General features: G+C 51.1%; 11 protein-coding genes. 6 read left to right on the forward strand and 5 right to left on the reverse strand.

Translation table 11 applies throughout. The features are described from left to right. Nucleotides 1-4 precede the first annotated feature (4 nt). Genes DEALDRAFT_RS08680 through DEALDRAFT_RS08705 form a run of 6 tightly spaced genes read left to right on the forward strand, consistent with a single transcriptional unit; the run spans nucleotide 5 to nucleotide 6,544 of the window. Nucleotides 5-2,275 (forward strand): xanthine dehydrogenase family protein molybdopterin-binding subunit, encoded by a 2,271-nt coding sequence (locus DEALDRAFT_RS08680; protein ID WP_008516695.1) that lies wholly within the window; start codon nucleotides 5-7, stop codon nucleotides 2,273-2,275. 59 nt (nucleotides 2,276-2,334) lie between these two features. Beyond that, on the forward strand, nucleotides 2,335-3,075 hold the full coding sequence (yqeC, locus tag DEALDRAFT_RS16020; RefSeq protein WP_008516696.1) for a selenium cofactor biosynthesis protein YqeC: 741 nt from the start codon (nucleotides 2,335-2,337) through the stop codon (nucleotides 3,073-3,075). Nucleotide 3,076: 1 nt separating this feature from the next. After that, nucleotides 3,077-3,661, forward strand: a complete 585-nt coding sequence (locus DEALDRAFT_RS08690) for a nucleotidyltransferase family protein (RefSeq protein ID WP_008516697.1) — start codon at nucleotides 3,077-3,079, stop codon at nucleotides 3,659-3,661. Nucleotides 3,662-3,663: 2 nt separating this feature from the next. Further along, on the forward strand, nucleotides 3,664-4,479 hold the full coding sequence (gene yqeB / locus DEALDRAFT_RS08695; protein WP_008516698.1) for a selenium-dependent molybdenum cofactor biosynthesis protein YqeB: 816 nt from the start codon (nucleotides 3,664-3,666) through the stop codon (nucleotides 4,477-4,479). Continuing rightward, nucleotides 4,464-5,522: an XdhC family protein gene (locus DEALDRAFT_RS08700; protein ID WP_008516700.1), complete on the forward strand. Its 1,059-nt coding sequence runs from the start codon at nucleotides 4,464-4,466 to the stop codon at nucleotides 5,520-5,522. The genes yqeB and DEALDRAFT_RS08700 overlap by 16 nt, the downstream gene beginning before the upstream one ends. Continuing rightward, nucleotides 5,522-6,544 carry a molybdopterin-binding protein gene (locus DEALDRAFT_RS08705; protein ID WP_008516701.1) on the forward strand — a complete coding sequence of 341 codons (1,023 nt, stop codon included), beginning with the start codon at nucleotides 5,522-5,524 and terminating at the stop codon, nucleotides 6,542-6,544. Before DEALDRAFT_RS08700 ends, DEALDRAFT_RS08705 begins: the two co-directional genes overlap by 1 nt. A 120-nt stretch (nucleotides 6,545-6,664) precedes the next feature. Here the strand turns inward: DEALDRAFT_RS08705 and DEALDRAFT_RS08710 are convergent, their stop codons facing one another. The 5 genes from DEALDRAFT_RS08710 to DEALDRAFT_RS08730 all read right to left on the reverse strand — a co-directional run bounded on the left by DEALDRAFT_RS08710 (nucleotide 6,665) and on the right by DEALDRAFT_RS08730 (nucleotide 13,807). Beyond that, on the reverse strand, nucleotides 6,665-8,389 hold the full coding sequence (locus DEALDRAFT_RS08710; protein WP_008516702.1) for an NADH-dependent [FeFe] hydrogenase, group A6: 1,725 nt from the start codon (nucleotides 8,387-8,389) through the stop codon (nucleotides 6,665-6,667). Nucleotides 8,390-8,418: 29 nt separating this feature from the next. Further along, nucleotides 8,419-10,212: an NADH-quinone oxidoreductase subunit NuoF gene (gene nuoF, locus DEALDRAFT_RS08715; protein ID WP_008516703.1), complete on the reverse strand. Its 1,794-nt coding sequence runs from the start codon at nucleotides 10,210-10,212 to the stop codon at nucleotides 8,419-8,421. Between the two features lie 44 nt (nucleotides 10,213-10,256). After that, nucleotides 10,257-10,634, reverse strand: a complete 378-nt coding sequence (locus tag DEALDRAFT_RS08720) for a (2Fe-2S) ferredoxin domain-containing protein (RefSeq protein WP_008516704.1) — start codon at nucleotides 10,632-10,634, stop codon at nucleotides 10,257-10,259. A gap of 23 nt (nucleotides 10,635-10,657) precedes the next feature. Then, nucleotides 10,658-11,158, reverse strand: a complete 501-nt coding sequence (gene nuoE / locus DEALDRAFT_RS08725) for an NADH-quinone oxidoreductase subunit NuoE (RefSeq protein WP_008516705.1) — start codon at nucleotides 11,156-11,158, stop codon at nucleotides 10,658-10,660. 429 nt (nucleotides 11,159-11,587) lie between these two features. Continuing rightward, entirely contained in the window at nucleotides 11,588-13,807 is a 2,220-nt protein-coding gene (locus DEALDRAFT_RS08730; RefSeq protein ID WP_008516709.1) for a sigma 54-interacting transcriptional regulator, read from the reverse strand. Nucleotides 13,808-13,914 lie beyond the last annotated feature (107 nt).

The raw sequence follows: 13,914 nt of genomic DNA on the forward strand, positions 1-13,914 counted from the left end.
GCAAATGAAAATTGTGGGCAAAAGTGTACCTAAAACCGATGGACTTGCCATAGCCACCGGAAAACCTGTGTATACCGAAGATCTGGCACCGGCAAATGCCTTGATTGTAAAGATTTTGCGCAGCCCCCATGCCTTTGCCAAAATTAAAGCAATCGATAAAACCAAAGCGGAAAAACTGGCCGGGGTGGAATGTGTCCTTACATATGAGGACGTACCCGCGGTGAGGTTTGGTACAGCGGGGCAAACGTATCCCGAACCCTCTCCTTATGACCGGCTGATTCTGGAGGACATTGTCAGATATGTGGGGGATGAAGTAGCCATTGTTGCTGCAGTGGACGAGGAAACGGCGCTTAAGGCCATGAAGCTGATTAAAGTTGAGTACGATGTACTGGAGCCGGTCCTGGACTTTGAAAAAGCAGCGGGGCACCCGTCGGTTATTCACCCCGAAAAAGATCTGCACTGTAACTTCGACATCGGCATGCAGCAGGATAAAAATATTGCCTGCACACATAAGGTCCAGGTGGGAGATGTAAAAAAGGAACTGCAGAACTGTCATGTGGTGATTGAAGAAACCAGTTATATACATGCTGTATCCCAGGCCATGATGGAAACCTTTCGGGCTTTTAGCCATTATGATCATTTAGGCAGGCTGGTGGTGGTAAGTTCCACGCAAATTCCCTTCCATGTCAGAAGGATTTTGGCCAGGGCCCTGCAAATACCGGCAAGTAAAATCAGAGTGATTAAACCCCGTATCGGCGGTGGTTTTGGAGGAAAACAGACAGCGGTGGTGGAGTGTTTTGCCGCTCTGGTCACTATGAAAACAGGCCAGCCGGCCAAAATCGTTTATGACCGTAAGGAAACCTTTGGCTGCACAAACAGCCGCCATGCCATGCGTATCAAAGTCAGGCTGGGGGCAGATAAAGACGGCTATATCAGGGTAGTTGATATGGAGGGACTCTCCGATACAGGAGCTTATGGAGAGCATGCGCCCACCACCTTTAGCGTCGTGGGGCAAAAAACGCTGCCGCTGTATAGTAAGACCAGAGCAGTCCGCTTTGAGGGCAATGTGGTATATACAAACAAACTGCCGGCGGGGGCTTTTAGGGGATACGGCGCGCCTCAGGGAGCCTTTGCGCTGGAAAATGCGGTTAACAAGTTAGCTGATGAGCTGGCAATGGATCCCTGTGAGATCAGGGCTAAAAACGTAATTAAAGAAGGGGAAAAATCTCTGGTTTATATTACCGAAGGACTGGTCAGCTCCACTTTGCACAAATGCATGGAAAAGGGAAAAGAAATGATTGGCTGGGATGAAAAGTATCCCCGCAGGCAAGAGGGCAACAAGGTAAGAGCGGTGGGAATGGCGGTGGCCATGCAGGGATCGGGGATTGCCGATATTGATACTGCTTCCGCCACAGTCCGTTTAAATGATAACGGCGATTATTCACTATTTGTCGGTTCTGCCGACATGGGTACGGGAAGTGATACAATTCTTACCCAGATGGCGGCAGAAATTTTGCAGACTCCCCTGGAAAACATTACGGTACATGCGGCGGATACGGATATATCGCCCTTTGATCCTGGCTCATATGCTTCCAATACCACGTATGTAACAGGCATGGCAGTGGTTAAGGCGGCAGAAGATTTAAAACGCCGGATTATAGAAAGCGCCGCCGGATTTTTGCTGGTGTCCCCTGAAGAGATGGAATTTACCGGGGACATGGTGCAGATGGTGGATGGCAAAAGAAAGATCAGCCTAAAAGAAATAGCCGAGCGACTTACCATAGGTGTGAATCCGCGCCAGTTGGTGGGTAATGCATCCCATGGTATCCCCATATCGCCGCCTCCCTTTGTGGCCGGTTTTGCGGAAGTGGAAGTGGATAAAGAAACGGGGAAAACAGACTTAATTCAGTATGTGGCCGTGGTGGACTGCGGTAAAGTAATTAACCCCAATTTGGCCAGAATCCAGGCAGAAGGTGGCCTGGCACAGGGTATTGGCATGGCACTTTTTGAAGATGTTCGCTATGACGCCCGGGGTAAGATGAAAACCAATTCATTTATGCAGTACAAAATTCCCGGCAGAAAAGATGTGGGCAAGATTCGTGTTTCCTTTGAGGAAAGTTATGAGCCCACAGGACCCTTTGGCGCCAAGTCCATCGGTGAAGTTGTTACCAACACTCCGGCTCCCGCCATTGTTCACGCCGTCTACAATGCCATGGGCGTCAGAGTCACCGACCTGCCCATAACCCCTGAAAAATTGGTTATCCGTTCCTTATAGACTTTTCACCGGAGCTCAAAGGAGCTCCTTTTTTCCCTGTAATGAAAGGTCGGGATAAGATGCAGTTTCTGGAGACTTTTTGCTGCACGGCAAAGGAAATTATCGCTTTAACCGGCGCGGGCGGAAAAACTTCCGTCATGCTTGCCATGGCCGCCGAAGCTAAGCAGCGAGGCATTAAAACCATTCTCACAACCACCACAAAAATATATGAGCCTCAAGGCATGAGTGTGGTGGTTGCAGCAAAGCCAAGCATTCTGCAGCGCAAAATAAACAGTGCATTTGCTAAAAACACCGTGATTGTTGTCGGCAGATCCAGGCTGGGCGGCAAGTTGTTGGGGTTGGACTTTTCGCTGTTTAAAGTCCTGGCTGAAACTGAAGCGGCACTGATTATTGCAGAGTGCGATGGGGCTTCGGGCAAGCCCTTTAAAGCTCCGGCTGAGCATGAGCCTCCTATCCCCCCGGACACCACTTTGGTAGTTCCGGTAACGGGAATTGACTGTATCGGACGCCCCCTCACTGCTGAGAATGTTCACCGGCCGGAACTGGTGGCACAAATTGCCGGGGCAGCTTTGGGAAGCAGGGTAACAGCAAAGATGGTTGCTGACGTTATCACCAGCAATGCCGGTTACCTGAAAAACATCCCACCGCAAGCCAGGTGGATTCCTTTCATAAACAAAGTGGAAACAGCGGCAGAGGCAAATACGGCCCGAGACATTGCCACAAAAATTACAGCACAAAACCCTGCTATCGTCAGCTTTGGTGCTGCCTTGCAAGCGGACCCTGTTAAGGAGGTCATTTGAAATGATTGCCGCCATTGTTTTAGCGGCGGGAACATCATCCCGCCTGAAAAGACCAAAGCAATTGCTGGATTATCAGGGACGTCCGCTAATCCGTCACGCGGTGGAAACCGTGGTCAACAGCAATGTGGAGCAGGTCCTGGTGGTGGTGGGAGCGGCCTCTGAGGAAGTATCTGCCGCACTACAGGGTCTGCCGGTACAGATCGTTAAAAATAAAGCGTACGCCTGCGGGCAAAGTACATCTGTTAGAGCAGGCCTTAAAGCTTTAGCCCAAGATTCTCCGCCTGAAGGTGTTCTGTTTGCCCTGGGCGATCAGCCTCTTGTAACTGGTAAAACCATTGATATTTTACTAGCGGCCTTTAAACATCAGCGGGGAATTGTTGTTCCTTACCATGAGGAAACTCCGGGAAACCCGGTCATTTTTGCCAAACAGTTTCTGCCGTACTTTAATTCTCTCAGAGGCGATGTGGGCGGCAGGCAGCTGATAAAGCGCTTTAATAAGGAAGTTCACCGGGTGGATGTGGAGGATCCAGGCGTGGTCTTTGATATCGATAACTGGGAAGATTATGAGAAACTAAAGGGAAGCTGATTATGAAGAAACCACTGGTTATCATTAAAGGAGCGGGAGATTTGGCAAGCGGTGTGGCCCACCGGCTTTTTCAGTGCGGCTTTGCCGTTTTGATGCTGGAGACTTTTCAGCCCACTGTGATTCGTCGCAGTGTTTCTTTTGCCGAAGCCGTATACCGTGGTGAGCAGACGGTGGAAGGGGTGCAGGCCGTCTTGGCCGGAGGGATAGATGATGTGGCTGCAATCCTAAAGGCCGAGAGAATCTGTGTTCTGGCCGACCCGCAGTGGGAGGCGCTAGTGCAGTTACAGCCTCAGGCGGTGGTGGATGCGGTGATGGCCAAGCAGAACCTGGGCACTTCCATAGACGATGCGCCGGTTACCATAGGGCTGGGCCCGGGCTTTACCGCAGGAGGAAATGTACAGGCCGTCATTGAAACACAAAGGGGCCATGATTTGGGTCGCGTGCTCTATAAAGGAGCGGCTGCGCCTAATACGGGAGTACCCGGTGAGATCCAGGGTTATACCACACAGCGGCTTTTGCGGGCACCGGTGGCCGGCCAATTTCGTGGTCTGCAGGAAATCGGTGATTTGGTAACTCAGGGCCAGCCGGTGGCTGCGGTGGGCAAAGAAGTAATTTGTGCACCCATTTCCGGAGTATTACGGGGAATTATGAAAACAGGACTGCAGGTTACGGCAGGATGTAAAATTGGTGATATCGACCCCAGAGGGGTAAAAGAATATTGTTTTACCATCTCGGATAAGGCTCGTTGTGTGGCCGGCGGTGTTTTGGAAGCGCTGATTTATTTAGGCAGGAGAGAAGAGTTATGGATGAGCAATTAATAAGAGCCTTAAAAAAAATCTGCACCGGTGAAGAACCGGCAGCTTTGGTGACTATTATTAACGTGCGGGGTTCTACACCCCGCAAGCCGGGCGCAAAAATGCTGGTAACCCGGGATGGGCAAATCTTTGGAACTGTGGGCGGCGGCTGCGGTGAAGCAGAAGTCAGGCGCCAGGCTTTGCTTGCCCTGGATAACTTACAACCTGCAAGATATACGGTAAATATGACCCAGGAGACGGCAGCAGAAGAAGGGATGGTCTGCGGCGGCGTGATGGAGGTGCTGATAGAAATCCTACCGCCGGGGGACAACAGGGAAAAAGCATTAATGCTTAATTACCTGCTCGCCTTAGAGCATAACCGCCAACCCGTTTTAGTTACGGTTTTGGAGACAAAAGATAAACAGGTTAAGGTGTGCGGAAAATCCTCTAAAGCCCAGGATGAAACGGCCACTTTTTATGCTGAAAACGAGTGTGCCTTATTAATAAAAACAATCCATGATAAATTAAGTAAGCCAGAGCAACCGTTACTGACACAAGAGGGCTCCCTGCAAATTTTTGCAGAACCGGCAGCAAAGCAGTTGGAGCTAATTATTCTCGGTGGTGGACATATTGCGTTGCCGCTAAGCAAAATGGCTAAAGAGCTGGGCTATCATGTAACAGTGGTGGACGACAGGCCTGCTTTTGCCAACACCCATCGGTTTGGCCATGTGGAGCGGGTAATCTGTGCTGACTTTGTGCCGGCCTTAGATTCCATAACCACATGGGAGAACACTTATATTGTTATTGTGACCAGAGGCCACCGCCATGACAAGCTTTGTCTGAAAGCTGTTGCAGAAAAGCCTGCAGCCTATGTCGGCATGATTGGCAGCAGGCGCAGAGTTAAAACCGTGCTGCAGGAACTTATTGATGAAGGAGTAGCCGAGAAAGCTGTGGAAAAGGTGCACTCCCCAATAGGTTTGGATATCGGTGCTCAAACTCCGGCAGAAATTGCCGTTAGTATCTTAGCGGAAATCGTCTGTGCCCACCGCAAAAGAGGTGAAACCTGATGCGGAAAATAAAAACCTCTGAAGCTGTGGGTATGGTTCTTTGCCATGATGTCACCAAAATAGTACCCGGAGAATTTAAAGGGCCGGCCTTCAAAAAAGGTCATGTGGTCAAAGAAGAAGATGTGCCGGAACTTTTAAAAATCGGCAAGGAAAACCTCTATGTCTGGGAGTGTGACAAAAACAGTCTGCATGAAAATGATGCAGCTATCCGCATATGCGAGGCGGCCGCGGGAAAGAATCTGTTCCTCACTCAGCCCAAAGAGGGTAGAGTTAATCTAAAATCTGCACAAAGGGGACTTTTAAAAATTAATGTAGAGGTGCTCTCAGAGATTAATGCCATAGAGGAAGTAACACTGGCTACCCGCCATACCAACATAGCTGTGGAAAAAGAAGAGACGGTGGCGGGCTGCAGAGTCATACCCCTGATAATCAAACAAGAAAAAGTTGAGCAAGTGGAAGAAATCTGCGCACAGAGTGGGCCGGTTATAGAGATTAAGCCGTACCGTCAGTTGAAAACCGGGATAATTACCACCGGCAATGAAGTGTACAGCGGGCGCATCACAGACTGTTTCGGCCCCATGGTCAGGGACAAGCTGGAAAACATCGGCTGTCCGGTTATCCGCCATGATTTGCTTTCCGATAATTCGGCGCAAATTGCCACCAAAATTAAAGAGCAGATAAGTCAGGGCGCCGAGATGGTGGTGGTGACCGGCGGCATGTCGGTGGATCCCGATGATGCCACCCCCGGTGGTGTCAAACAAACAGGAGCTCAAATCATAACTTACGGGACACCCTTATTCCCCGGAGCCATGTTCCTTCTGGCTTATCTGGACAACGTTCCCATCCTGGGCCTGCCGGGCTGCGTCATGTATCATCAGGCCACCGTCTTTGACATCATCCTGCCCCGCATTGTAGCCGGTGAAACAGTCACCCGTACCGATATCACCCGCCTGGGTCACGGCGGCCTCTGCCTGGACTGCCCCACCTGTCGCTTTCCCCACTGCTCCTTCGGCAAAGGCTAACCAGGGGAAAAGTGGGACAGCTGACCTGTCCCCCTGTCCCAAAAGAAAGGGCCCGGGCTGGGGGAGGCCCGGCCCGGGCGTGAAGAAGGAGTATATATAGGAGATTAGTGGAAGGGAAGCTTAGTAACGGTTCCGCGGAGTGTAATGGGTGTGTAAGAGGTCGTGGGCTTTATGGCTGTTGGGCTCGCCCAGGTATTCTTTGTAGAGCTGTTTTACCGCGGAGTTTTCATGGGATTTGCGAACCCTGTTTGCGGCATCTACTTTGTAGATGCTGGCAGCACGGGCCACGCGGTTATCAGAGCCGTTTTTAATGGGCTGGCCGCCGCCGCCGATGCAGCCGCCGGGACAGGCCATGATTTCAATAAAATGATATTCTGCTTCGCCGTTTTTTACCCGGTTTAATACTTCCCGGGCGTTGGCCAGTCCGCTGGTAACGGCGATTTTAACGTCGGTGCCCCCCAGATTAACCGAGGACTCTTTAATGCCGTCCAGGCCGCGCACCGGTTCATACTCCATGGTGGGCATTTCCTGGCCGTTTACCAGTTCATAAAGGGTGCGCAGAGCCGCTTCCGCCACACCGCCGGTGGTGCCAAAGATGGTAGCGGCGCCGGTTAGCATACCAAAGGGAGCGTCGAACTGCTCATCGGCAAGTTTGTTGATATCCAAAGATGCTTCATGAATCATCCGGGCCAGCTCCCGGGTGGTGATCACCGCATCCACATCACGGTAGCCGCTGGAATTCATCTCCGGCCGTGCCGCTTCATACTTTTTGGCAGTACAGGGCATCAGGGATACGGAGTAGATCTTGGAGGGGTCGATGCCGTTTTTCTCAGCATAATAGGTTTTGGCCAGAGCGCCGAACATTTGCTGCGGTGATTTACAGGTAGAAAGGTTTTCCAATAGTTCGGGGAAGTTGTGTTCAATAAATTTAATCCAGCCAGGGCTGCAGGAGGTAATGAGGGGGAGGGCGCCGTTATTTTTCAGGCGTCCCAACAGTTCAGTGCCTTCCTCCAGAATGGTCAGGTCGGCGGTAAATTCAGTGGTAAAAACCCGGTCAAAGCCCAGGCGGCGCAGAGCAGCGGCCATCTTGCCGGCCATGGGGGTGCCGGGCTCCAGGCCCAAAGCTTCGGCAATGCTTACCTGTACTGCCGGTGCTGCCTGCACCACCACATGTTTATTGGGGTCGGCTATGGCCTGCCAAACGTCATCCACCACAGATTTTTCATAAATTGCACCCACCGGACAGGTGGTGGCGCATTGGCCACACTGGACACAGACGCTGTCGTTTAGATTATACCCGGGGGGAGGCCCCACCTCGGTGTCAAAGCCCCGGTTAAAGAAATCCAGAGCGTTTACGGCCTGCACATCACTGCAAACCCGGACGCAGCGGCCGCAGTAGATGCATTTATCTGGTTCGCGAACCAGTGCAGGGCTGGAGGTATCCATGGGTAGTTCGCGCTGGCGGCCCTGGTAGTGTACTTCTGAGACCCCCATGTCCAGCGCCAGTTGCTGCAGTTCGCAGTTCAGGTTGCGTTTGCAGGTGGGGCATTCCAGGGGATGATTGGCCAGAATCAGTTCCAGATTGGTACGTCGAGCTTCCCTGACCAGCGGGGTATTGGTGTTGACCACCATTTTATCTGTTACCGGTGCAATACAGGCGGCCATCAGGCTGCGGGCTCCGGCTACTTCCACCACGCAGACGCGGCAGTTGCCGTCGGGGCGCAGGGCTGGATGATAGCAGAGGGTGGGAATTTTCAGGCCGGCCTTTTCTGCAGCCTGGAGAATAGTTGCGTTCTTTTCCACCAGGACATCGTGGCCGTCTATCTTTAAAGTGACCATTTCCACGTGTTCATCACTCTCCTTCAGGTAAGGGTTTATTCCTTAATTACGGCATGGAACGGGCAGGCGTCTACACAACCGCCGCACTTAATACATTTTTCCATATCCAAATGATGTGCCTGCTTGCGCTCTCCTTCAATGGCATCGGTGGGGCATGCTTTGATACATACGCCGCAGCCCACACAGATATGGTCGTCGATGCGGTAGAAGAAGAGGGCCTGACATACACCGGCGGGACATTTCTTATCCTTAATATGGGTTTCGTATTCTTTGCGGAAATATTGTAAGGTGCTGAGTATCGGGTTTGGTGCCGTCTGGCCCAGGCCGCAGAGGGCACTGGTTTTAATGGTTTTGGCCAGCCGTTCCAGTCTGTCCAGGTCTGCCATTTCCCCTTCGCCGGCGGTGATTTTCTCCAGCATCTCCAAAAGGCGCATGGTGCCTTCACGACAGGGTGTGCATTTGCCGCAGGATTCCTTACGGGTAAAAGTGAGGAAGTATTTGGCCACATCGATCATACAGGAGTCTTCGTCCATCACCACCAGGCCGCCGGAACCCATTATGGTGCCGGCACTGGCCAGGGAGTCGTAGTCAATGGGCAGATCCAGTTTGCTCTCTGGCAGACAGCCTCCGGAGGGTCCGCCGGTTTGTACCGCTTTAAATTTTTTGCCTTCAAAAGTACCGCCACCGATTTCATAGACAATTTCCCGTACAGAAATGCCCATGGGTACTTCCACCAGACCGCTGTTTTTAACTTTGCCGGTGAGAGCAAATACTTTGGTGCCTTTACTCTTATCCGTACCCACCGAAGCAAAAGTTTGGGCGCCCTGGTCAATGATGTAAGGGATGTTGGCCAGAGTTTCCACGTTGTTAATGATGGTGGGTTTGCCAAACAGGCCTTTTATTGCAGGGAAGGGGGGACGGGAACGGGGTACGCCGCGCTCTCCTTCGATGGAGGCAATGAGGGCCGTTTCTTCCCCGCAAACAAAGGCGCCGGCACCTTCCTTAATTTTCAGCTCCATGTTAAAGCCGGAGCCGAGAATGTTTTCGCCTAAGAGGCCTAATTCCTTGGCCTGGTTAATGGCGTTTCGGATCCGCTTAATGGCCAGCGGGTATTCAGCGCGGATATAAAGGTACCCTTCATCGGCGCCAATGGCATAACCGGCAATAATCATTCCTTCCAGCACACTATGCGGGTCGCCTTCCAAAAGGCTTCTATCCATAAAAGCACCGGGGTCACCCTCGTCGGCATTACAGATGATGTACTTTTTATTGCTTTTAGCTTTGGAGCAAAACTCCCACTTGGTGGCGGTGGGAAAACCACCGCCGCCCCGTCCGCGCAACCCTGACTCTTTAATCTCATTAACTACCTCTGCCGGTTGCATGGTATCCAGCATCTTGGCCAGGCCGGAGTAGCCGCCTCTGGCAATGTATTCATTGACGCTGTCAGGGTCCATCATGCCGCAGTTGCGCAGGGCAATGCGATGCTGTTTTCTGAACAAATCCAGTTCCTCGTATTTGGGTACCTGGTCAACGGAAATGGGATCGGTGAGGAAGAGGCGGGTTACGGGCTTTCCTTTCACCAGATGTTCGTTTACAATTTCGGAGGCATCTTTTACGCCCACCCGGTTGTACATTACGCCTTCCGGATAAACCACCACCAGCGGGCCCTTTTCACAATAGCCATGGCAACCGGTCTGAACAATTTTAATCTCATCTTCTATCTTCTTTTTGCGCATCGCTTCGCGAAACGCCCCATGTACTTCATTGCAACCGGAGGAGGTACAGCCTTCTCCCCCGCATACCAGCAAGTGTCCACGATAAAAGGTCACGATAGGTTCAGTCCCCTTTCTTTATCAACTTTACATGCTACACTCTAGACGGCGGTAAGCCGACCTACAACCATGTCTTCAACGATGCGGCCATTGACGATATGTTCGCCGATAATCCGCGGGATATCGCGGGGGACTACCTGGCCATATGTGACGCGGTCTTCACCGGCGCGAACCACATCAATCAGTACTTCTCGCTCGCACATACCGATGCAGCCCGTTCTGACCACTTCCACATTGGTGATGTGGCGCCTTTGCAGCTCTTTTAATATTTCATTGACTACGTCCTGGGCACCGGCAGCAATCCCGCAGGTACCCATGCCCACAATAATCCGGTTTTTATTTTGATTGCGCTCGGCAATTTCTTGCTGTGCCTGCTGGCGCAAGGCCTGCAATTCATCTTTATTGGTTAGTTTTTTCATGGGTTCACCTCCAAAAGGTTGGCTTATTCATACAGGGGAAGGATTAACTTGACGCGGTCCGCAGTGAGACGTCCGTGGGTATCATTGTTGATCATAATCACCGGTGCAAGTCCACAGGCGCCAATGCAGGCCACCGATTCCAGGGTAAAGCGCAAGTCTTCCGATGTTTCCCCTTCGGCGATGCCCAACTCCTCCTTGATTTTATCCATAATTCTGCCAACACCCCGTACGTGGCAGGCAGTTCCCTGGCAAACTCGGATTACGTTGCGTCCACGAGGTTTAAGGTGGAACTGGGAATAAAAAGTTACAACGCCATAGATTTTTGCCATGGAAAGATCCAGTGCTTCAGCGATGCGCAGCAATACGCTTTCCGGAAGAAAACCATAAATGTCTTGTGCCTGTTGCAGCACGGTAATCAGCATTTCCGGTTTCCCCTGATACTTCTGCATCAGGGCCTCCATTTTGTGATGAGTGCCGTTTGCTATAAAATCCGTGCATTTTTCGTGTGCAGCCTCCAAAGCCATAAACATCCCCCTTTTGAATATTATTTTAGGCCGGGCAGATGAACGGGTTCACTGTCGGCCTCTGCTAACTGTAAAGTAACAGGACACTGGGTGTCATGTTTTGAGACAATCGGACAGTCGCCGTTCACGCCTTTAATGAGCAAAAATGATGCCAAGCTATAGTACAGCTTAAAAATTCAGTAAAATTAGGGCTTTTGTCTTGAAGAACAGAACGGGACACTTTTGTACAAAAGTGTCCCAAAATTGTACAGTTAAAATTTTCACAAAATTTTAGTGCTGTATCTATTGACAAAGGGGAGGTTGTATATGAAATCGGACAGTGTTTGGTTAGCCAGACACAAGTTAATATTTTCACTAATACCTACTGCCCGGGCGTTGCTTTTTAATAAAAATAACGTCCAAAATCAGGACGTTATTTTCAGAAGCTGTTTAAAGCAGGTCATAGCGTTTGAGTTTTTCATAAAAGGTGGAGCGGTGGAGTCCCAGCAGTTTAGCTGCTTTGGAACGATTGTTTTTAGTTGCTTTTAGCGCATTAATAATTGCATCCCGCTCCACTTCCGAGGTCATGTTGTCCAGGCTGTGTCCGGAGGCTAGGTAGCGGGAGCTTTGGATGTGCTGCCAAAGGTGGGCCGGCAGGTGGTCAATGTTTATGATGTCTTCCTCCACCAGATTCAGCAGCCGCTCCAGCATGTTTTCCAGCTCACGGACGTTGCCGGGCCAGGGGTAGCGACAAAACACTCCCATTACTTCTTCGCTTACCTTTTTGGGAGGGACATGATGTTTTTTGCAGATCCGTTCAATCAGGCTCTGTGTCAATACCGGAATGTCGGAGGCCATCTCTCGCAGCGGGGGTATGGAGATGCTGAGAACATCCAGGCGGTAATACAGGTCTTCGCGGAAACGGTTGGCTTTGATTTCTTCTCGCAAATCCCTGTTGGTGGCGGCAATAACCCGCACATCAATGGGGATGCTGTGGTGACCGCCAATCCTTTCAATCTCCCTTTCCTGCAGGACGCGCAGCATTTTTGCCTGCATATTAAAGGGCATATCCCCGATTTCATCAAGGAAAATGGTTCCGCCGTTAGCCAGTTCAAACTTACCTATTTTGCCGCCTTTTTGGGCCCCGGTAAAAGAGCCTTCTTCGTAGCCAAAAAGCTCCGACTCCAACAGGGTTTCCGGAATGGCGCTGCAGTTTACTTTAATAAAGGGTCCGTCCTTACGGTTGCCGCTAAAGTGGATGGCCCGGGCAAACAATCCTTTACCGGTGCCGCTTTCACCCAGTAATAAAACCGTTGATGCGCTTTGTGCTGCTTTGAGGACAAAATTCTTGGCCGTTTTAACTTTTTTGGAATCGCCGATAATTTGCTGTGATATGCCCTGAAAGGTTTCCATCAGCTGGATTTCCTGACGGTAATGAGCGATTTCCTGTTCGGATTTATGCAGTAAAAACGGCAGGCACATGTTGGCTTCCGCCAGTCCATGATAAACAGCTTTTGCTTTGTCCCGGCAGGTGTCGTACCCGCAGGCGCCGCAGTTTAATTCATCGGAGACATTGAATTTGCCGGTGGCTTTTAAAATATCCCGGATTTCATGCTCGCTGGGCTGCAGGGCTTTTTGTGCCAAAGCGATGAACTTTCTGGATAATTTAATCTTACCGGCCTCGGGAGGTTCTTTAACGGCCGGGCGCCTCTGCCGGATAAAATCAATAACCTTTTTTTTGCGCTGGTTTAAAGACTGGGAATTGTGCAGGTCGGGGCCATCGATGCAGCCCCTGCAATAAAGGATGTCTATCAGAGCCGGAGAAAACTGTTTTGTTTCAATGGCATGCAGTGTTTCCATCACTTCCTGCCGGCCTTCCACCACAACAAACTGTTCTGCCAGAATGTCGTTTTCCAGACCGGCCGCCTTAAGCAAGCCCCCTGCCAGGGGAAAAGCCCCTCCCAGGGTTGCGCCCCAACCGTCAAATTCGGCAGGTGCGGCTATGCCGGGGGTGCAGTTGCGATCACTTAGCAATTCTTTCAGTTCGGAGAAAGTCAGTGCATAATCAACGTCGCCGGAGACGGATGGATGGTTTATTTCACTTTTCTTTGCCACACAGGGGCCGATGAATACGGTGTTGATACGTTCCCCATATATTTTCCGGGCCAGCCGGGCCGCGGCAATCATGGGGGAAACCACCGGAATCAGTTGTGACACCAGGCGGGGGTAGTGTTTTTCAATCAGGTTAATAACAGCAGGACAGGGTGAGGTGAGCAGTGGTTCGGCCAGGCGCTTGTCGGCAAACATGCGATTATATTCCCGGGCCACCAGTTCAGCACCATATGCCACTTCACAGACCTGGGAAAAGCCGGCCTCTTTCATGGCGCCTAAAACCTGATATGGCGTATAGTCAAAGGCGGCGGCAAAAGCAGGTGCCATCAGGGCCACCACGGTACTGTCTTTTTCCAGCAGCTGCCTGACGTTGTCCACGTCACGGCGAATTTGTTTGGCTTGCTGTGAGCAAACATTTTTACATGCCCCGCATGTTATGCAGGAGGCCTCGGTGACACTGGCCTGGCCGTCTTCCACCTTGATGGCCTTTACCGGGCAGTTGCGCACACAGGCATAGCACCTTTTGCAAAGATTGGATTCTGTTCGGACTACAGGCAAAGCGAACACCCTTTCCGAAGTTACTTGTTATCATCATAACATAGCCTGTGTCCAAAAAACAGTCATAATTTGTACGGATGACAGGACAGGTTCAGACAGGTTTATAA

This window comes from Dethiobacter alkaliphilus AHT 1, from assembly GCF_000174415.1.
Classification (GTDB): Bacteria; Bacillota; Dethiobacteria; order Dethiobacterales; family Dethiobacteraceae; genus Dethiobacter; species Dethiobacter alkaliphilus.